The sequence below is a fragment of the Collimonas sp. PA-H2 genome (assembly GCF_002564105.1).
GTDB lineage: Bacteria > Pseudomonadota > Gammaproteobacteria > Burkholderiales > Burkholderiaceae_D > Collimonas.
On sequence record NZ_PDBX01000001.1, the window covers coordinates 2,510,997 to 2,529,990 of the forward strand.

Below are 18,994 nucleotides of genomic sequence, written 5' to 3' on the forward strand. Positions count from 1 at the left end.
TGGGCGGCCGGGGAATTCAAATGGAATTGAATCTGAGGAACGTGAGCCGGTTCCGATATTGGAACCGGCTGCCTCAAGTCAGAAACCTGAGGCGAGGCGGGATCAGCCCAGCAGCGCTTCGCTGCTCTTGCCGTACTTGATGCTGGCTTCCGACGGCATCCAGTTGCCGGTCTGCTCGTTGCGGCCTTGCAGCAGGAAGCGCGGCGCAGCTGCCGGGATCTGTTCGGCGGCCAGTTTCGAGAGATCGCCGATCTTGCCCTTCTTCATGCGGTTGACGATCATGCCCAGCTGGGTGTCGGCGAAATCGCGCAGCATGTCGTAATCGCCATCGCTGTCGCCGGCCACGAAGACCGGACCGTAGCCTTTGCTGGCTACCAGTTCCTTCTTGATCACTTCAGTCTTGCCCGGACCCCAGTTGAGCGGCCAGCCGGCCTTGTACTGGTTGACGAAGACGCCGTTGGCGCTCTCCAGGCGCAGGCCCAGCACGTGTTCGCGCTTGACGTTGTAGCCGTACTTCGGCGTGGTGGCGAACACCGCCACCACATCTTCCAGCGAGGCCGAGCTGACGTAGACGTCGATGCCGCTCTGCTGCAAGGCATCCATCAAGGTGGCGATCTCGGTGCACAGGCGGATCCCGTGGAAATGCGTGGTGCTGACGATACCGGCCTTGCCCGGCTGCGCCGCCGGGCTGGTGTACTTGGTCTTGACCAGGCCGAGGCCGAGATTGTGGTCGTTGGATGCTTCCGCCAGCTTCTGCACTTCCGCCACCGACATGTTGGTGAAGAAGTAGATCACCCATGGATAACCGACATTGACGCCATAGGTTTCGTTGACCGCTTCGTACAAGTAGTACAGCTTGGCGCGGAAGTCCTGGAACTGCACGGTTTCGCGGATTTCTTCCAGCTTCTTGTCGCCCTTGAATTTGTCGCAGTTGTCGTACAGGTATTGATAGTCGCTGTCGATATCGCTGCAGATCGCTTCCAGTTCGACGCTCTGGCCGGCGGCGTTCTTGAAGTCGGCGGCAAACGGGCCGGCCGGTACGTTCTGGCGGATGATCGCGGCCATTTCCTGCGGCGTCAGCTTGTAGGAGAGAGTGTTGATCTGGTACATCAACAACGCCTCTTCAGTGTCGTTCATGATGCTGGTGTTGTCCCAGTCGAATACCGCGTAAGGACGGCGCTTGGGATTGTAGTCGGCGCTGCTGTTGCCGTTGCGCGCGATCAGGGCTTGCAGCTGCTGGTGATTGCGGCTGCCCCATTTGGCGCGGTCCAACTTCAGGCCAACGGCCTTGGCTTCTTTCGCCAGCAGTTCCGACGGCGCCAGCGCGGCGGCGGCCAATCCCGCTACCAGGCCGCCGGTGAGCAGTGTGCGGCGTTTTTGTAAAGTGACTGTGTCTTCCGGTTTTTTCACGTTTTTCATGATTGCGGCCTCCCTGTGCCAGTCGAAATGCATTTCAAATTATTGCCATCTGGAATCTTTTGTGCTTGCCAGTTGGACAGCTGAATACACTAGCATATTTCTATTTAGAAACGTAGCTGAGCGGCAAATAAAGCTGCAAAAGAAAAGCGTCAATCGTCACACGCAAGAGCTGTGCCGATGCCAACCTGTCCGCCGATTTTCAGCTATGCTCATGGTTCCGCCGGGCAATGCATGTGCCGCGGCCAGACCTTTGCGAGGTGCTGCTGATGAAGTCGTGGGGAAATCCGGATCGAAGTTGCTTTCTGGCTTGCCGCCGCTGTCGCGCGGGCTACCTTTCACCGGCATCGGCGGCGCGCCATGGCAATTGACGACAGCGCTGTCAGCGATGTCCTGATCGTCGGCGCCGGCCCGGCCGGCTCACACTTGGCTTATCTGCTGGCGCAGCAGGGTTTGCGAGTGACCATCATCGACAAGCAAGCCTTCCCGCGCGCCAAAGTCTGTGGCGGCGGCCTGTCGCGCAAAGCCATGGACTTGCTCGGCTTCGAGCTCGGCGCCGCCATGCACCAGCCGATAGCGGGCGCCATTCTTACCTACGGCAACCGCGACGCCGTGCTCAAGGAAATGCAGCCGATGGCGGCCTGCACCGTGGTGCGCAGCGAATTCGACAAGATGCTGCTGGATCGTGCTTGCGCCAAAGGGGTGCGTTTCTGCCCCGAAACGGCGTTTGTCGATGCTGTCGAATCCACGGACAGAATCAGTGTGACGACCAGCCGCGGAGTGCTGCACAGCCGCTTGCTGCTGGCTGCCGACGGCGCCGCCAGCGCGGTGCGCAACCGTTTGTTCGGCAAGGACCTGGTGTCTTATGTGCCGGCGCTGGAGGCCTTGGTCTGGCCCGAGGAAGGTGTGCTGGAGCGCTTCGGCCAGCGCGCGCTGTTCGACTTCGACGGCATGCCGCACGGTTACGGCTGGATCTTCCCGAAGCGCGACCATTTCAATATAGGTGTGTACTCACCTTTCGGCGGCGCCGCCTTGCGCCAGCACCTGGATCGCTTTAGCGCGGCATACGCCAGCCTGCAGCGGCCGCGAAAAATCGAATATCAAGGTTATATCATTCCCCTGGCCAATCGCCGCCGGCAGTTCCAGCGCGGCCGCGTGTGGCTGCTGGGCGATGCCGCCGGGCTGGCGGAAGCCTTGTTCGGCGAAGGGATTTATTTTGCGCTGAAGAGCGCCACGCTCGCCGCCCGGGCGATCGCCGCGGATGGCTTGCGCGCCGATTCCATGGCCTATAGCAGATTGCTGCGGCGCGAACTGCTGCCCGAACTGCGCGCCGCAAACTGGATGGCGCAGCTGGTCTACCGCTTTCCGAAACTGACGTTTTCCCATCTGGTGCTGAACCAGCGCATCAACCAGGATTTCGCCGGCCTGATCAGCGGTCAGATGGGCTACCGCCGTTGCCTGCTCAAGACCGTGCTCGGATTTCCGCGCTGGCTGATGCCGAGCAAGGCGCCCGACCCGGACAGCCTGCTAGCGTGAGCGGCAGCTGCCGCTTGTTCATCCGATTTTCACCCAAGCACCCCATGCATCATTTCCCACACCGGCCCTATGGATAACTCAATGACTGCCCAACGCAAGACATCCCACAAAATCCTGGTAAAAAAATCCGCCGTCTATCGCTCCTTCCTGGCGCTCTCGCTGCTGACCGGCGCAGCGCTGGCCTGCGCCCATGCCTCGGCTGCGCCAGCGGTTCCGGCGACCGCAAAAGCTGCCGATACCCGCGTCGATACCGATTCCATCATCAGCACCATCAATGCGTCGGAGCGCACGCGGCCGTTTCCGGTCGGTGAAAAACTGGCTTATTTCGTCAACATCAAGGATGGCGACCAGGTGCGTTCGCCGTTCCGCGTTGCCTTCGCGGTTACCGGCATGGGCGTGTCGCCGGTGGCGGCCGGCGATATCCACGGCACCGGCCATCATCACATCCTGATCGACATGCCGATGCCGGCTGACATCAAGGCGCCGATCCCGTTCGACAAGCCGAACGAGTACCAGCATCAGCACTACAAGCATTTCGGCAACGGCGAAACCGAGACCCTGCTGGATCTGCCGGCCGGCAAGCACACGCTGCGGCTGCTGTTCGCCGATCACAATCACATGCCTTACTATATTTCCAGCAAGGAGATTACGGTGGTGGTGCTGGACAAGACGCACTGAAACAAGATGCGCCAGGGCCAGTTGCCGGGCCTCAGAAACCCGGCAGGCGCATGCTCTCCGGATCGCCGACTTCGGCCCGCTCGTGGCCCAGCAGCCAGGCCTTGCGCTCCAGGCCGCCGGCAAAGCCGGTCAGCTTGCCGTCGGCGCCCACCACCCGATGGCAGGGCACGATGATGGCGACCGGATTGGTGGCGTTGGCGCTGCCTACCGCGCGGGCGCCGTTGTGCTCGCCCATCTGCAGCGCCAGCTTGCCGTAGGTGGTCATGCGCGCCGGCGGGATCTGGCGTAGCGCCGCCCACACGCGCTGCTGGAATTCGGTGCCGTTGGTGGCGACGGTGATGTCTTTCAGCGCATCCAGCTGCCCGCTGAAATAGCGCTGCAGCGCCGGCTCGGCGCTGGATGGCGCGGTGGCGTCGCTCAGGGTGTAATGGCCGTAGTGGGTACTCAGCAAGCTGCGCATGCGCGGCTCATAGTCGTCGAAGTCGAGCGCGCGCACGCGGTCCTGGCTGTCGGTGACCAGCAGGATGACGCCGATGGGCGAGGCGACGCGGTGTAGGAATAGATTCATGTTGGTGCTCCTGTCGGATAGCTGTACTTAGCTTATGACGACAGTTTACAGATACATGAGCTTCCATGCACTCTGAGTCTTGCGGTCGAATTCGATACATATCGAATCGTGCGCCGCTTGTGCCGCCAGCAGCGGCATGCAGTGCAGCTGTTGTAAAAACGGAACAGGAATAAATCAAGTGCATGATTTCCTCGCTACAAAAGCATATGCCGATGGATAATAATGATTCTCATTAATTCCTGCAGTTAGCCAGCCGAGTCCGTCTCAAGCCAGCCAGTCAAGCAGACTTCACCACTGGCTACACCATGAAAACCACCACGCGCTTGCGCGCCATTGCTTCCGCCTGCGCAGTCGTCGCCGGCGTCAAATCCCAACTCGCCTTAGCACAGCAGCAGCTGCCCGACGTCACGGTGAGCGCCGAACGCGCCCATGGCGACGGCTACTCGCCTGCCAACACCAGCACCGGCCTGAAAATCGACGCGCCGCTGCGCGACGTGCCGCAGACCATCAACGTCGTGCCGCAGGAACTGATGCGCGACCAGGGCGCGCGCAGCCTGCAAGACGTCATGAAAAACATTCCCGGCGTCGGCCTCGCCACCGGCGATGGCCAACGCGATGCCTTCGTGATCCGCGGCTTCAGCGCCCTGACCGATGTCTTTCTCGACGGCGTACGCGACGACGCCCAGTATTTCCGCGACCTGTACAACATCGACCGCATCGAAATCATCAAGGGCCCGGCTGCCGTGCTGTACGGCCGCGGCTCGTCGGGCGGCCTGATCAACCGCATCACCAAGAAGCCGAGCTTTACGCAGTCCGGCGAAATCGGCGTCACCATGGGCAGCCATTACCTGCGCCGCACCGATTTCAATATCAACCAGCCGGTCTCCGATACGGTGGCGGCGCGGCTGGATGGCGCGCTGGAAGATTCCGGCGGCTACCGCGACCAAGGTTACCTGAAAAACCGCGACCTCTCGCCCAGCCTGCTGTGGAAAGACGGCAGCCAAAGCCTGCTGCTGCAATTCGACTACCAGCACCAGGACCGCGCCATCGATTTCGGCGTGCCCGGCTTCCGCGGCGCGCCGGCGAATGTCTCGCCATCCCTGTACTACGGCGCGCGCAACGCCGCCGCCAACGACTACACGGTGTCCGACATGCGCGCTTCCACCGCGCAGTACAAGCTGCGCATCGACCAGGATACGGCGCTCACCAACACTCTGCGCTACTACCAGTACAAGCTGGACCGCAACCACACCCGCATCAATTCGGTCAACGATCTGCTGGCCGTGCCGACGGTCACGCTCGGGCGCGGCAATATCCAGCGCGATGAACATGGCTGGTTCAACCAGACCGAACTGACGCACGAACTGCGTGCCGGCGACACCAGCCATAAAGTGCTGGTCGGCCTGGAAGTGGGCGAACAGAACAAGTACCAGCTGATCAATAATTCGACCGCCGCGCCGTATATCTACACTACCTCGCTGTTTGCGCCGGTATTGAAAGACCTGCCGTTCACCGTGCAGACCGCGCCGCAAAGCCGCGGCGTGGCGACCCAGGACACGGCGGCGGTCTACGCCCAGAGCCTGTCCATCTGGACTTCTAGCATCAAGACCCTGGTCGGCTTGCGCTTCGACCGCTTCGGCCAGAAATACGACGACCAGCTGCCGAGCAACCGCGACCTGCAGCGCACCGACAATGCAGTGTCGCCGCGCTTCGGCGTGGTCTGGCAGCCGAACAACTGGCAGAGCTATTACGCCTCGTTCAGCAAGTCGTTCCAGCCTTCCAGCGAAAGTGCGCCGCTGGCGCTCAACAACGCCCAGCTGGCGCCGGAAAAGACGCGCAACCTGGAAATCGGCAGCAAAACCGATCTGCTGGATGGCCGTGCCTCGTTTACCGCGGCGATCTACCAGCTGACCCGCACCGACATCAAGGTCACCGATCCGGTCAACACCAGCAACCTGATCCCGGTAGGCGAGCAGCAATCGAAGGGCGTGGAGCTGACCTTTACCGGTGAAGTGACGCCGGGCTGGCAAGTCATCGCCGGCTATTCCTACATGAATGCGAAAGTCACCAAGGCAGTCGGCAACGTGACCTCGCCGCTGGCTTCAGCGGCGGCGCCGACAGCGCTGCAAGGCAAGACCCTGGCGCAGGCGCCGCGTCATACCGCCAGCCTGTGGACCTTGAAATCGCTGGACCAGTGGATCCCTGGAGTGCAGGTGGGCGGTGGCGTGACATATCGCGGCGCGAATTATGCCAGCATCGATAATGCGGTGCGGATCCCAGGCTTCGTCACCACCGACCTGGGGGCGTACTACCATCCGTCGCAAAAGGGCTGGAACCTGGCCTTGAATCTGAAGAATCTGTTCGACAAGCGGTATTACATTTCGTCGAACAATGACATCGGCATCTTGCCGGGTGCGCCGCGCAGCGTCGAGCTGAGTGCGCGTTACGCTTTTTGAGAACAGGCAATACTGGAAGTAGCGACGACAGAGAGCGGCTTTCAGTTTTCGTCGGCACGCGTCAAAATACACCGCGCGCATCGGGGATAGAAAACGGGGCGGAAGATGCTATGCATTTTCCGCCCCGCTTTTTTTACTTCTTGAAGCGTGCTTCAGCCAGCTTGTCGGCCACGACGCTGGTCGGCAAGCCTTCCGAATCGGCGCGCTTGAAGATTTCCGACAGCGTCACGCCGATTTCGCGCACATGCGCTTCGACATCGGCTTCCGGCTTTTCGTAGTACTCGTAGCAGACCTTGATGATGCCGCCGGCGTTGATCACGAAGTCCGGCACGTACAGGATTTCCTTGCGGCGCAGCAGTTCGCCGACTTCAGCGGTAGCCAGCTGGTTGTTGGCGGCGCCGGCGACGATCTTGGCCTTCAGGCGCGCCAGGGTAGCCGGGTTGAGCGTGGCGCCCAGTGCGCACGGCGCGTAGATGTCGGCCTGCACATCATAGATGGCGTCGGTGGCCACCACTTCGGCGCCGAATTCGGCGCGCGCGCGTTCCAGCGCAGCCTGGTCGATGTCGGTGACGATCAGCTTGGCGCCGGCTTCATGCAAGCGGCGCGCATAGTCGTAGCCGACGTTGCCCAGGCCTTGCACGGCAACGGTCAGGCCCTGCAGCGAATCGCGGCCCAGGTAGTGCTTGACGGCCGCCTGCGCGCCGACGAAGCAGCCCAGCGCGGTGAACGGCGACGGATCGCCGCTGGCGCCCAGGCCTGCAACATATTTTGTCTTGGTGGCGATATGCGCCATGTCGGCCGGGCTGGTGCCGACGTCTTCCGCCGTGACGTAGCGGCCGCCCAGGCGTTCCAGGGCTTCGCCCATGGCTTCGAACAATGCTGGTGTCTTGGCAGTCTTGGGATTGCCGATGATGACGCTCTTGCCGCCGCCGATAGGCAGGCCGGCGACCGCGTTCTTGTATGTCATGCCGCGCGACAGGCGCAGGACGTCGTTGACGGCCACTGCTTCGCTGGCGTAGTCCCACATGCGGCAACCGCCCATGGCCGGGCCGAGGTTGGTGTTGTGGACTGCGATGATGCCTCTGAGGCCGGATTTTTCTTCGGAAACGAAGACCACTTGTTCGTGGTTGTCGAAATTCAATTCATTGAAAATGAAGGTGCTCATGCTTTTGGCTCCGTACGGATAGCATTCGCGCGTCCGGGTAGGGCGGGCTATGGTTTTCCGTTGTTCTCTAGGGTTAAGGTCGGTAATACGGGTGTCTGCGGCAGGTTGGCGCCGGCAGACGGGTAAGGCCGTGATTGTGTCACGCAGGCGTGAGTGTAATTTATCGCTATGTGAAACTCAATTGAGTTCGTTGGCCGGGGCTAAGATTGTACTCAAAATATTGCATAAATGATATTTCTATTGTGTAAAAGATGCAGGATGTGGCTGGGCTTCGCCTTGAGCAGCGCTACATGGACACCTTGATCAATCAATATTGCAAATTATAGCAATATGCTATAATTCAAATACTTCATGCATATCATCTCCGGGAAATCGATTGAAGTTTTTTGCTTGAAGCATCCGTCGGCCAGGCCATCCTTGCTGGCGTGGTACAGATTGGTGAGCACATCCGGCTTTGCGGATTTCACGGAAATCAGGCATGCGTTCAATTCGGCGGACTATGTTTGTCCGTTTACGATATTCGACATCGGCGGCAACAATTCCCGTCTGATCGCCGCGATTCATCACAACCGGCAAAAGTTGTATATCCGGGAAGTGCTTACCCATGCCGAATACGATTGCTGGAACAAGAATTTCAGGAGAAAGAGATTATGAATGCAGTTACCCTTGATGCCTCGGCCATTGCGCCTGTCTGGAAAACATTCCAGGATTCGCTGCCGGTAAGAATCGGCATCATCCGCGACGACGCGCAATACGATCAGACAGTTGGCTTCATGAATGGCTTGCTGGATGTGGTGGGCGATGACGAAGAGCACGAGCTGATGGAGTTTCTCGATCTGGTCAGCCAGCTGGTCAGCGACTATGAAAGCACACGCTATGTCGTGCCCGGCGCCAAGCCGCAGGAAGTGCTGCGTTTCATCATGGAGCAGCATGGCTTGAAGCAGACCGACCTGGCCGCTGAAATCGGCGGCCAGTCCGTGGTCAGCGACATCCTCAGCGGCAAGCGCGAAATCAATGCACGCCAGGCGCGCGCACTTGCTGCGCGCTTCGGCGTATCTCCCGCGGTATTTCTATAAGCGCGATTTATTCGTTTTCATCGCGCGCGGCCGCTTCCCGCAGTTTGTCTTTCTTGCTCTTGCGCTTGCCCTTGATGCCGCCGTTGGCGGCAGCGGCCGGTGCTGCCGGAGCAGTCGCAATATCCACCGGCTCAAAACCGGCAATCTGTTCACGTTCGCATTTCAGGTTATGGCGCTTTTCGATCAGGTGGAAGTGCGCTTCGGTATCGGCGCTGACGAAGCTGATGGCGATGCCGCTCTTGCCGGCGCGGCCGGTGCGGCCGATGCGGTGGGTGTAGTCTACCGCCGAGCGCGGCAGGTCGTAGTTCAGCACCACCGGCAGCTGCGCGATGTCGATGCCGCGTGCGGCGACGTCGGTGGCGACCAGCACCTGCAGCTTGCTGGCCTTGAAATCCGCCAGCACTTCATCGCGCGCGCCCTGGCTGAACTCGCCATGGAAGGCGGCGGCCTTGATGCCGGCGCGATGCAGTTTATCGGCGATATGCTCCGCCGAATACTTGGTGGCGACAAACACCAGCACCCGGCCCCACTGATTTTCCTTCAACAGATGGCGCAGCAATTGCGTGCGGCGGCCGGCGTCGACCATGATCGCGCGCTGCTCGATATCCGGCTGGTTTTGCGCCAGCGCCGGCACCGCGATGCGCACCGGCTGGTGCAGCATGCGGCCGGCCAACGCATGCACCGCAGTCGGGAAGGTGGCCGAGAAAAACAGGCTTTGGCGTTGCCCCGGCAACAGCGCCAGGATGCGGGTGATTTCGTCGCTGAAGCCCATGTCCAGCAGGCGGTCGGCTTCGTCCAGCACCAGCGACGCCACGTCCGATAGTTTCAGTGCGTTGTGCTCGATCAGGTCGAGCAGGCGGCCCGGCGTCGCCACTACCAGGTCGGCGCCGCCGCGCAGGTCCATCATTTGCGGATTGATCGAGACGCCGCCGAACAAGGCTGCGATCTTCAGGGAATGCGGACAGGCTTGCGCCAGCGCGCGGATGGATTCCGCGGTCTGCTGCGCCAGTTCGCGGGTCGGCACCAGGATCAGCACGCGCAGCTTGCGCGGCTTGTCAGTACGGCCGTCTTGCAGGAACTGCAGCAGCGGCAGCGCAAACGCCGCCGTCTTGCCGGAGCCGGTCTGCGCCGCGGCCAGGACATCGGCGCCGCGCAATATTGCCGGAATGGCGGCGACCTGAACCGGGGTTGGCGTGGCATACCCACGCTCGGCAACGGCGTGCAGGATGGCAGGGGACAAGCCCAGAGAGGAAAATGACATGGCAACGGGCCGTAAAGCTTGTAGGGTCGTCATCTTACCATTTGCGCCAAACGAACAATTCGCCGTATTTAATCAGGGTCAGAGTCGAATTATTGTAATTTATTTGACTCTGACCCTAATTAATGGATTGCTGTTGGCTTTCAGACCAGGGGCGCTAGCAACAGCAGCAGATCTTCGCTGCTGAACTTGGTTTGCAGCGCCGCATCGCTGCCTAGCACACCTTCCGCCAGTGCGCTCTTACGTGCCTGCAGGTCGATGATACGTTCTTCGATGCTGCCTTCCACCACGATCTTGTACACGAACACCGTCTGCTCCTGGCCGATACGGTGGGCGCGCGCCGTGGCTTGTTCTTGCACCGCCGGATTCCACCACGGATCCATGTGGATCACGGTATCGGCGGCAGTCAGGTTGAGGCCGACGCCGCCGGCTTTCAGGCTGATCAGCAGCAGTGGCACGGTCTTGCTCTGGAATTGCGCGACCAGGTCGCCGCGCTGCGCCGGCGGCGTCTTGCCGGTCAGGGCCAGCCAGGGCAGTTGCAGCTGCTCGAGTTCGACGGCGATCAGGTCCAGCATTTCGGTGAACTGGGAAAACACCAGGATGCGGCGGCCTTCCGCCACCAGCGCCGGCAGCATGTCGCGCAGCAGCTCCAGCTTGGCGCGTTCCATGCCGGCTTCATGCCGCATGTGTTTCAGCAGGAAGGGATCGCAGCAGACCTGCCGCAGCTTGAGCAAGGCATCGAGGATGGTGATCTGGCCGCCGGCAAAGCCCTTGCGCTTGAGTACGCCGCGTATCTGTTCGTCGGCCGCTACCCGTACGCTTTCGTAGAGGTCGCGTTGTTGTCCCTGCAACTGCACGCGCTTGACGGTTTCGCTGAGTGGCGGCAGTTCGCTCGCCACTTCATCCTTGCGGCGGCGCAGGATGAAGGGCCGCACGCGCTGCGCCAGCAATTGCGCGCGCAGGGTCTGGCCGCCGATCTCGATCGGCTTGCGCCACAGGCGCGTGAAGCTGCGCATGTCGCCGAGGAAGCCGGGCATCAGGAAATCGAACTGGGTCCACAGCTCGCCCAGGTGGTTTTCCAGCGGCGTGCCAGTGATGCACAGACGATGCCGCGCGCGCAGGCGGCGCACGGCGCCGGCGCTGCGGGCGGTGGCGTTCTTGACGGTTTGCGCTTCGTCCAGGATCAGCAAGTGAAAGACTTGCGCTTCCAGCGCTGCGCGGTCGCGCCACAGCAGCGGATAGGTGGTGAGGATCAGATCGTACTCAGCCATGCGGGAGAAATCGCAATGGCGTTCCGGTCCTTGCAGGGCGAGTACGCGCAGGCTGGGAGCCATGCGCCGCGCTTCCGCCTGCCAGTTGAAAATCAGCGAGGTCGGCAGCACCGCCAGCGCCGGCAGGTCGAGGCGGCCGGTCTGCTTTTCGATCAGCAGATGGGCCAGCGCCTGCGCGGTTTTTCCCAGTCCCATGTCGTCGGCCAGGATGCCGGCCAGATTTTGTTCACGCAAGTACTGCAGCCAGGCGACCCCGTGCAGCTGGTAGGGGCGCAGGGTGATGCCTAGGCCCGCCGGCGCCGTTACCGCCTGCGGCGTGCCGGCGCCGCTTAGCCGTTGCGCCAGCGCGCGCAAGCCGGCATCGCCTTGCAGCTGCCAGCCGCCATAGGCGCCGGCGCGCTGCGCTTGCGTGTCGAGCAGGCTTTGGCGCATGGCTTCCAGCCGGTAGGCATCCCAGGATGAGAGCGCCAGCGGCCCCTCCTTGCGCAGCGGATCGCTCAGCAATTCCAGCATGCTGCCGACGATCGCCTTGAGCGGCGCCGCCAGCGCATCTATCCGTTTTCCGCCGGGGGCGCGCAGCGTGATCAGGGCGTGGTCGTCGATCAGGGCCATCTTGGCGGCGTCCAGCCAGCGGCCGTCGCGCTGCAGCAGGTGCGCCAGCAGCGGCACCAGGTCGACCATCTCGCCGTCGATTTCAATGCCCAGGGTCAGCAGCCAGGAACCTTCGCCGGCCGGCAGGCCGAGGGCCGTGACGGTCTGCTCGCGGCCACGCATGCGGGCGGCGACTTCCTTGCTCAGGATTTCGCCGGTGTCGGGGCTGATCGTCAGATGCCAGGCGTCGACCGGCACGCTCTCGTGCGCAAAGCCAGGGTGCACCACGATAGACCAGCCTTTGGCCTGCAGATCCGGCAACTGCTCGGCCCAGAAGTCGCCGAAAAAATCTTCCTGCACCAGCGTCCATAGCGAGGCCAGCTGCACGGCGGCAGCCTGTTCCGCTTTCTCGTTGCGCCATTGCAGGGTGTCGCTCGGCAGCGGATGTAGGCCCAGGTCCCAGACCAGGTCGAGGGCGTCGGCTTCGGCGCCGAGGTCGCGCACCAGCAGGCGCTGGCCTTTGTCGTTTTCAACGGTCTGCGATGAGGCCGGGCGGCGATTCAGCAAGGTGGTGGGCGCGGCGGTTTCCCAGTGGAAGCCGTCGTCGGTGGCGTAGGTCCAGGTGATCTGCGCCACCGTGACATTCGGACCGCGCGGCCCGAACGGGCCGGAAGGGCGCATGCCCAGCAAGCCGTCGCCGCGGCCCAGGGTTTGCAAGCTCAGGCGCGGGCGGAAGCGGCCGACTGCGCTCATCGCGCGGAAAAGGAGAGCTGCAGCCGGCCGAGTTCTCCGTATTGAATGACGATGTCCTGCGCGAGCGGCAGCTCGAAGCTGCCGGCGTACGAGCCGGTGATCACCGCCTGGCCGGCCTGCAGGCCCTGTCCGCGGCTGCGCAGGAATTCGGCCAGCCAGTACAGCGGCGCGCGCGGCTGGACAGCGGGATGGCGGCCATGCAGCAGCCTGGCTTCCTGCTTGCCGGGATGGATGCTGATCGCCAGTTCGCTGGCGTTGCGCGCCTGCTCCATATCCACTTGCGGGCCGAGGTACAGTCCCTGGTTGAGCAGACCGTCAGCCAGGTTCTCAATAAAGCTCGCTTGCGCGGGATCGGTATAGCGGCTGTCTATCAATTCCAGGGCCAGATGGGTGCTGGCGATGGCGGCGTCGATCTCTGCTGGCTGGTAGGGAGCGGCACGCGCCGGCAGGTCACGGCCGAGCACAAAAGCCAGTTCCGGTTCGACCCGCACCTGGCCGCCGCGTGTCCATGCCAGGCAGGGGCTGCTGCAGTGGACGCTGGCGGCGTAGATAGGCGCCAGCACCGGCCATCCCTCCGATGGCAAGCCGCATTTCCAGGCAGCGACGTGTTCGCCCAGCTGCCGCGTCACGCCTGCCTGTATTGCCAGGGCAGTGTCGGCATCCTGTGGCCGCAAGTCTGGCGGCAGGCGGTCACCCGGCTGGCCGCTGCGGCGGCGTTCGGCCAGGATGGCGGCGGCAAGGGTTGGCTGAGACGTCATGGTTTAAGGCCGGATCCAGTAATGATATTGATATTGCGGAGTAAACCCGAGCTTGCGATAGAGCGCGATGGCCGCCTGGTTACTGTCATGCACCTGCAGATAGGCGCTGCTTGCGCCCTGCGCCTGGCCCCAGTGCAGCAGCGCTGCCACCAGCCTGGACGCGGCCCCGCTGCGGCGCGCCGCCGGTGCGACCACGATGTCGAACAGGCCGACCATGCCATCTTCCGCCACCGCCAGGCCATAGGCGACAGCCTGGCCTTGCAGCGTCAGCGTGGCGAACGCGGTCGGCATGGCAATCGCCGCGAGGATGCGCTCATGGGCAGGCTGGACAGCCGCCGACAAGCCGTTCGCTTGCGCAAAACCCGTGCCCCAGGCGGGGCTGGCAGTTGCCTCTATCAATACATCGTGCGCAGGCCGGCCGCTGGCTGCCAGCGCTACGGTCATGACTTGCGTCGGGTCGATCATGTGATAACCAGCGTTCTCAAGCGTTTGCCCGGCATCTGCAGGCGCCAGCGGCGTGATGCGGAAGATCGCCGGCAAGTTGTGGCGGGCGTAGAAATTTTCGGCCAGCGGCAGCGTTTCAGCGAACGCCACGCTCGGGCGCAAGGGATTGGCCGAATTGGAGCGCTTGGTGTAGCCGTCCGCCAGGCGCAGCTGCCAGCCGCCGCATAGCGCTGTTTTGAGCGCCGGCCAGGCATTCAGGGCGCGTTCTTCTAGTGAGCGTACAAGATCCAGGTCTGGCGGCGAAATAGTCATCTGGCTGGCGGCGGAGAGTGGCGGAAAGATATTCTACCCGCCCCGGCCGGTACGGTCGAATCGCTAGGGCCTGTTAACACGTTTTGGTTGGAACACACTTCCCAACACAGTGTTAACAGGCCCTAGATGCCCGGCCGCGTCCGCAGCTATATGTTGCCGCGCATATTGTTTTTTTGGCAGATTGCAGGTAACTTAGCAATATGCAACAGAGTTGCATATGATGTCCGAAGCTCGCGCATACCCGGGCGCGCAGTCTGTCCACACAAGGATCTGTACACTATGTTCTTTCTTCAGCAACGCGCCCCTGCCCTGGGCGTTTTTATACTGGCTCTGATGACCACTACTTCCACTTCCGCCGCATCTCCACCGACACCGCCGGTCGCCGCCAAACAGGCCTGGCAGGAAAGCCGCCATGGCGAGATCGTCCGCGACGACTATCACTGGTTGCGGGAAAAGACCAATCCCAAGGTGATCGCCTACCTGAAGGCAGAGAATGCCTATACCCAGGCCATGACTAAAGACCTGGCGCCGCTGTCGAAGACGCTGTACGGCGAAATGAAGGGTCGCATGAAAGAAACCGACCTGTCGGTGCCGACCCGGCGCGGCAAGTTCTATTATTACAGCCGCACCGAAGCCGGCCAGCAGTATCCGATCATCTGCCGCCGCTTGGCCAAGGCCGACGCCGATTTTGCCTACGACGCCGCAGCGCCGGAAGAAGTGCTGCTGGATGAAAACCAGCTGGCCAAGGGCAAGAAATTTTTCGAGGTCGAGAGCTTCGCCGTCAGTCCCGACGACCGCTACCTGGCTTACTCGACCGATACCACCGGTTATCGTCAATACCAACTGCATGTCAAAGATCTGAGCAGCGGCAAGCTGCTGGCCGATAGCGTCGAACGCGTCACCAGCGTGGCCTGGGCGGCCGACAGCCAGACCTTGTTCCTGGTGCAGGAAGACGCCACCACCAAGCGCTCCGATCTGCTGTTACGCCTCAAGCTCGGCAGCAAGCCGGCCGAGGTCTATCGCGAGACGGTGGAGCAGTTCAATATCGGCGTCGGCAACAGTAGCGACCGCAAGTTCATCGAACTCGAAGCGCAAAGCACCGATACTACCGAAGTCAGCCTGCTGGGGGCGGACCAGCCGCAAGGCAGTTTCCGTTCGGTGTTGGGACGCGAAAGCGGCCACCGCTACCATGTCGATCACCGCGACGGCGAGCTGTTCATCCTGACCAACAAGGACGCCAAAAATTTCCGCCTGGTGACGGCGCCGCTGGCGACGCCCGACCAGGCCCACTGGAAGGAACTGATCGCGCACGATCCCGATGTCTTGCTGGAAGCGATCGAACTGTTCCGCGATTTCCTGGTGGTCAGCGAGAAGTCCGATGCCCAGGAACGCTCGCGCATCTACGATTTCGCCAGCCGCAGCTGGAAGACAGTGCAGTTCGATGAGGCGGTCTACACCTCGCACGCGGGCGGCACGCCGGAATTCACATCGCGCCAGTATCGCCTGATGTATCAGTCGCCCGTGACGCCGCCGACGGTGTTCGATGTCGACATGGCAAGCGGCAAGCGGCAGCTGCTGAAGCAGCAGGAAGTGCCGGGTTACAATCCGGCGCTGTACGAAACCAGGCGGCTGTGGGCCAAGGCGCGCGACGGCGTCAAGGTGCCGCTCTGGACCGTCGCCAAAAAGGACATCAAGCTGGACGGCTCGGCGCCCCTGCTGCTGTACGCCTACGGTTCCTACGGCATTCCGGCCGAGGCCGCTTTTTCCAACAGCCGCGTCAGCCTGCTGGACCGCGGCGTGGTGTTCGCCGAGGCGCATATCCGCGGCGGCAACGACATGGGCGAGCACTGGCATGATGACGGCATGCTGATGAACAAGAAGAATACCTTCAACGATTTCATCGACAGCGCCGAATACCTGGTCGAGCAAGGCTGGACCAGCCGGCAGCGCCTGATCATCGAAGGCGGCAGCGCCGGCGGCCTGCTGATGGGCGCGGTCGCCAACATGCGTCCCGAGTTGTTCCATGCGGTGCATGCGGCGGTGCCGTTCGTCGACGTCATGAACACCATGATGGACGCCAGCCTGCCGCTGACCACCGGCGAATACCTGGAGTGGGGCAATCCCAACGAGAAAGCTGCCTACGACTACATGCGCAGCTACTCGCCCTACGACAATATCGCGCGCAAGGATTATCCGGCGATGCTGGTCACTACCGGCCTCAACGACAGCCAGGTCATGTACTGGGAACCGGCCAAGTACACCGCCAAGCTGCGCGCCATGAAAACCGATCACAACACCCTGCTGCTGAAAGTTAACATGGGCGCCGGCCACGGTGGCGCCTCGGGGCGTTATGACGCCATCAAGGAGAGATCATTCGAGATGGCGTGGATGTTGTCGCAATGGGGCATCACCCCGTCCGGCAAGAAATAGGCGTTTTTTTACAAGAAGAAAGCTCTACTTTGATTAACTCACGCAGGATTATTCATGTCATTGCATACACTGGTTAAGCGACCACTCAAATTTCCCTCGCTGCTGATTGCCGCCGCCATCCTGGCCGCACCTGTCGCCGCGCACGCCGTCACCGCTGCGCCGGTGCAGGACGTCAGCGACATCTTGCATGGCGTCACGGTAAAAGATCCGTACCGCTATTTCGAAAATGTCAAAGATCCCAAGGTCCAGTCCTGGCTGAAAGAGCAGGGCGACAGCAGCCGCAAGGAACTCGACCGCATCGGGCTGCGCAGCCTGATGGAACAGCGCATCGCCGAGATTTCGGCCGCCACCGGCGACGATATCCGCTCGGTGACGCGCATGCCCGGCGATCACATCTACTACCTGAAGCGCGGCCGCGGCGAAAAGCAGTTCAAGCTGATGACGCGCGACGGCCTGCAGGGCGCGGAACGGGTGCTGGTGGATCCTGAACTGGAAGCCAAGCGCACCGGTGTGCCGCATGCGATCAATTACTTCGTGCCGGCCTGGGATGGCAAGCATGTCGCCTACGGCGTGTCCGCCGGCGGCTCGGAAGACGCTTCGCTGTACATTCTCGACGTGCAAAGCGGCAAAACGGTGGGCGAGCCGATTCCGCGCGTGCACGAAGCCCTGATCGGCTGGCTGCCGGACAGCAAGTCGCTCACCTACAACCAGCTCAAGACGCTGAAGCCGGGCGATGCCGATTCCGAGACTTATCTCGATAGCAAGGTCATGTGGCTGAAAGTCGGCGCTGCGGAAGCGCAAGCCAAGCCGGTGTTCGGCCCGACTGTTACTACCGATCTTGGCCTGGCTCGTCTCGACGTCGGCACCATCATCTTCAATCCGGGCAGCCGCTGGATGATTGCGCGCACCACCGACACCACCTTGCCTGAGGGCTATCTGTTCGTCGCCGATGTCGCCGACCTCAGCAAGCCGACAGTCACGTGGAAAAAAATCTCCGGCTTCGACGACAAGATCACCGACGTCGACCTCAAGGGCAATGACTTATACCTGCTGACCCACGCCGGCGCGCCGCGCAACCGCGTGCTGAAGCTGGATCTGCGCCATCCAGAGCTGAAGCTGGCGCGCGAAGTCGCCGCCGCACCGGCCGACGCCGTGCTGGAAAAATTTGCGCTGACGCGTGACGCCCTGATCGCGGAAATACGCGAGGGCACCTCGATCGTGCTGCGCCGCTATGCGGCCGGCGACGTCAAGGGGCAGAGCATTCCAGCGCCGTTCAAGGGCGCCGCCAGCCTGCAGCACGATCCGGCCCATGCCTACAGCGATGTGCTGTACACCCTGAATGGCTGGACCGAATTGCCGCGCACCCTGCTGTTGAAGGGCAAGGTCTCCAGCGACCCCGGCCTGCGCGTCAATCCACCCATGCCTAGCCTGCCGCAAGTGGAAGTGGTCGACGTCAAGGTGCCTGGCTACGACGGCGCCATGATCCCGATGACCCTGCTGTACAAGAAAGGCCTGAAGCGCGACGGCAGCAATCCGACGCTGCTGGACGGCTATGCCGCCTATGGCTTTTCGCAGACCGCCTACTTCTCGCCCGCCAGCATGGCCTGGATCGAACGCGGCGGTGTGCTGGCGTATGCCAATGTGCGCGGCAGCGGCGTCTACGGCGACGACTGGTACCGGGCCGGCTTCAAGTCGACCAAGCCGAATACCTGGAAAGACGGCATCGCCTGCGCCAAGTACCTGATCGCCGAAGGCTACGCCACGCCCAAGACGCTGGGCGTGATGGGCACCAGCGCCGGCGGCATCTTCGTCGGCCGCACCGTGACCAGCGCGCCGGAGCTGTTTGCGGCCGCCATTTTCAATGTCGGGATCATGGATACCGTGCGCGCCGAAGACAGCGCCAACGGCATCACCAATATTTCCGAATTCGGCAGCGCCCGCAATCCGGCGGAATTTCCAGCCTTGCTGGAAATGAGCACTTATCATAATATCAAGGACAATACCGCTTATCCTGCCGTCATGCTGGTGCACGGGATGAACGATCCGCGCGTCGATGTCTGGCACAGCGCCAAGACCGCGGCGCGCTTGCAGGCCGCCACCAGCAGCGGCAAACCGGTCTTGCTGCGGCTCGACATGCAAGCCGGCCATGGCATAGGCAGCACCGCCACCCAGCGTTATGCGCTGTCCGCGGATATCTACAGTTTCCTGTTGTGGCAGATGGGAAAGGCGAAACAGAACGATAGCTGAGTTGCGCTATCGGCAATGGAGGAAATTTGACCAGC

The 18,994-nt window shown here is 62.1% G+C and carries 14 protein-coding genes; 7 read left to right on the forward strand and 7 right to left on the reverse strand.

The features are described from left to right. Nucleotides 1-102: 102 nt before the first annotated feature. The gene (locus BCF11_RS11490) at nucleotides 103-1,419 is read right to left on the reverse strand and encodes an HAD family hydrolase (RefSeq protein ID WP_098497453.1); all 1,317 of its coding nucleotides are present in this window, start codon (nucleotides 1,417-1,419) and stop codon (nucleotides 103-105) included. 357 nt (nucleotides 1,420-1,776) lie between these two features. On the opposite strand from BCF11_RS11490, the gene BCF11_RS11495 reads away from it, so the two are divergent. Both BCF11_RS11495 and BCF11_RS11500 read left to right on the forward strand, forming a co-directional pair. Then, nucleotides 1,777-2,952 (forward strand): geranylgeranyl reductase family protein, encoded by a 1,176-nt coding sequence (locus BCF11_RS11495; protein ID WP_098494863.1) that lies wholly within the window; start codon nucleotides 1,777-1,779, stop codon nucleotides 2,950-2,952. Nucleotides 2,953-3,033: 81 nt separating this feature from the next. Continuing rightward, a complete protein-coding gene (locus BCF11_RS11500) occupies nucleotides 3,034-3,630 on the forward strand; it encodes a DUF4399 domain-containing protein (RefSeq protein ID WP_158229180.1) in 597 nt (198 codons plus the stop codon). A 31-nt stretch (nucleotides 3,631-3,661) separates the two neighbouring features. Here the strand turns inward: BCF11_RS11500 and BCF11_RS11505 are convergent, their stop codons facing one another. Beyond that, a complete protein-coding gene (locus BCF11_RS11505) occupies nucleotides 3,662-4,198 on the reverse strand; it encodes a methylated-DNA--[protein]-cysteine S-methyltransferase (protein WP_098494865.1) in 537 nt (178 codons plus the stop codon). A gap of 305 nt (nucleotides 4,199-4,503) precedes the next feature. Here BCF11_RS11505 and BCF11_RS11510 point away from each other — a divergent pair, with 305 nt between their 5' ends. Continuing rightward, nucleotides 4,504-6,654 carry a TonB-dependent siderophore receptor gene (locus tag BCF11_RS11510; protein WP_098494866.1) on the forward strand — a complete coding sequence of 717 codons (2,151 nt, stop codon included), beginning with the start codon at nucleotides 4,504-4,506 and terminating at the stop codon, nucleotides 6,652-6,654. 133 nt (nucleotides 6,655-6,787) lie between these two features. Here BCF11_RS11510 and BCF11_RS11515 read toward each other — a convergent pair whose 3' ends face one another. After that, nucleotides 6,788-7,819 carry a Glu/Leu/Phe/Val dehydrogenase gene (locus tag BCF11_RS11515; protein WP_098494867.1) on the reverse strand — a complete coding sequence of 344 codons (1,032 nt, stop codon included), beginning with the start codon at nucleotides 7,817-7,819 and terminating at the stop codon, nucleotides 6,788-6,790. Between the two features lie 351 nt (nucleotides 7,820-8,170). Between BCF11_RS11515 and BCF11_RS28620 the strand changes: the two genes are divergently transcribed. Together BCF11_RS28620 and BCF11_RS11525 are read left to right on the forward strand one after the other, a co-directional pair. Beyond that, complete coding sequence (locus BCF11_RS28620) at nucleotides 8,171-8,473, forward strand: type II toxin-antitoxin system HigB family toxin (protein WP_098494868.1); 303 nt, start codon at nucleotides 8,171-8,173, stop codon at nucleotides 8,471-8,473. Next, on the forward strand, nucleotides 8,470-8,895 hold the full coding sequence (locus tag BCF11_RS11525; RefSeq protein ID WP_098494869.1) for a type II toxin-antitoxin system HigA family antitoxin: 426 nt from the start codon (nucleotides 8,470-8,472) through the stop codon (nucleotides 8,893-8,895). The genes BCF11_RS28620 and BCF11_RS11525 overlap by 4 nt, the downstream gene beginning before the upstream one ends. Before the next feature lie 7 nt (nucleotides 8,896-8,902). Here the strand turns inward: BCF11_RS11525 and BCF11_RS11530 are convergent, their stop codons facing one another. From BCF11_RS11530 to BCF11_RS11545, 4 genes are all read right to left on the reverse strand, one after another. Next, the gene (locus BCF11_RS11530) at nucleotides 8,903-10,156 is read right to left on the reverse strand and encodes a DEAD/DEAH box helicase (protein WP_098494870.1); all 1,254 of its coding nucleotides are present in this window, start codon (nucleotides 10,154-10,156) and stop codon (nucleotides 8,903-8,905) included. Between the two features lie 140 nt (nucleotides 10,157-10,296). Then, the gene (locus BCF11_RS11535) at nucleotides 10,297-12,768 is read right to left on the reverse strand and encodes a DEAD/DEAH box helicase (protein ID WP_098494871.1); all 2,472 of its coding nucleotides are present in this window, start codon (nucleotides 12,766-12,768) and stop codon (nucleotides 10,297-10,299) included. After that, the gene (locus tag BCF11_RS11540; protein ID WP_098494872.1) at nucleotides 12,765-13,526 is read right to left on the reverse strand and encodes a 2-keto-4-pentenoate hydratase; all 762 of its coding nucleotides are present in this window, start codon (nucleotides 13,524-13,526) and stop codon (nucleotides 12,765-12,767) included. The genes BCF11_RS11535 and BCF11_RS11540 overlap by 4 nt, the downstream gene beginning before the upstream one ends. A gap of 3 nt (nucleotides 13,527-13,529) precedes the next feature. Next, nucleotides 13,530-14,282: an N-acetyltransferase gene (locus BCF11_RS11545; RefSeq protein ID WP_098494873.1), complete on the reverse strand. Its 753-nt coding sequence runs from the start codon at nucleotides 14,280-14,282 to the stop codon at nucleotides 13,530-13,532. A 333-nt stretch (nucleotides 14,283-14,615) separates the two neighbouring features. Here BCF11_RS11545 and BCF11_RS11550 point away from each other — a divergent pair, with 333 nt between their 5' ends. Then, nucleotides 14,616-16,712: a S9 family peptidase gene (locus tag BCF11_RS11550; RefSeq protein WP_098497454.1), complete on the forward strand. Its 2,097-nt coding sequence runs from the start codon at nucleotides 14,616-14,618 to the stop codon at nucleotides 16,710-16,712. Nucleotides 16,713-16,766: 54 nt separating this feature from the next. After that, nucleotides 16,767-18,959: a prolyl oligopeptidase family serine peptidase gene (locus BCF11_RS11555; RefSeq protein WP_098494874.1), complete on the forward strand. Its 2,193-nt coding sequence runs from the start codon at nucleotides 16,767-16,769 to the stop codon at nucleotides 18,957-18,959. Nucleotides 18,960-18,994: the final 35 nt, after the last annotated feature.

What these genes read in the sequence shown, in the direction of transcription:
- BCF11_RS11490 (WP_098497453.1), bottom strand. Translation starts at nt 1,419, where the DNA reads ATGAAAAACGTGAAAAAACCGGAAGACACAGTCACTTTACAAAAACGC.
- BCF11_RS11505 (WP_098494865.1), bottom strand. Translation starts at nt 4,198, where the DNA reads ATGAATCTATTCCTACACCGCGTCGCCTCGCCCATCGGCGTCATCCTG.
- BCF11_RS28620 (WP_098494868.1), top strand. Translation starts at nt 8,171, where the DNA reads ATGCATATCATCTCCGGGAAATCGATTGAAGTTTTTTGCTTGAAGCAT.
- BCF11_RS11545 (WP_098494873.1), bottom strand. Translation starts at nt 14,282, where the DNA reads ATGACTATTTCGCCGCCAGACCTGGATCTTGTACGCTCACTAGAAGAA.
- BCF11_RS11495 (WP_098494863.1), top strand. Translation starts at nt 1,777, where the DNA reads ATGGCAATTGACGACAGCGCTGTCAGCGATGTCCTGATCGTCGGCGCC.
- BCF11_RS11500 (WP_158229180.1), top strand. Translation starts at nt 3,034, where the DNA reads ATGACTGCCCAACGCAAGACATCCCACAAAATCCTGGTAAAAAAATCC.
- BCF11_RS11540 (WP_098494872.1), bottom strand. Translation starts at nt 13,526, where the DNA reads ATGACGTCTCAGCCAACCCTTGCCGCCGCCATCCTGGCCGAACGCCGC.
- BCF11_RS11525 (WP_098494869.1), top strand. Translation starts at nt 8,470, where the DNA reads ATGAATGCAGTTACCCTTGATGCCTCGGCCATTGCGCCTGTCTGGAAA.
- BCF11_RS11515 (WP_098494867.1), bottom strand. Translation starts at nt 7,819, where the DNA reads ATGAGCACCTTCATTTTCAATGAATTGAATTTCGACAACCACGAACAA.
- BCF11_RS11510 (WP_098494866.1), top strand. Translation starts at nt 4,504, where the DNA reads ATGAAAACCACCACGCGCTTGCGCGCCATTGCTTCCGCCTGCGCAGTC.
- BCF11_RS11530 (WP_098494870.1), bottom strand. Translation starts at nt 10,156, where the DNA reads ATGTCATTTTCCTCTCTGGGCTTGTCCCCTGCCATCCTGCACGCCGTT.
- BCF11_RS11535 (WP_098494871.1), bottom strand. Translation starts at nt 12,768, where the DNA reads ATGAGCGCAGTCGGCCGCTTCCGCCCGCGCCTGAGCTTGCAAACCCTG.
- BCF11_RS11550 (WP_098497454.1), top strand. Translation starts at nt 14,616, where the DNA reads ATGACCACTACTTCCACTTCCGCCGCATCTCCACCGACACCGCCGGTC.
- BCF11_RS11555 (WP_098494874.1), top strand. Translation starts at nt 16,767, where the DNA reads ATGTCATTGCATACACTGGTTAAGCGACCACTCAAATTTCCCTCGCTG.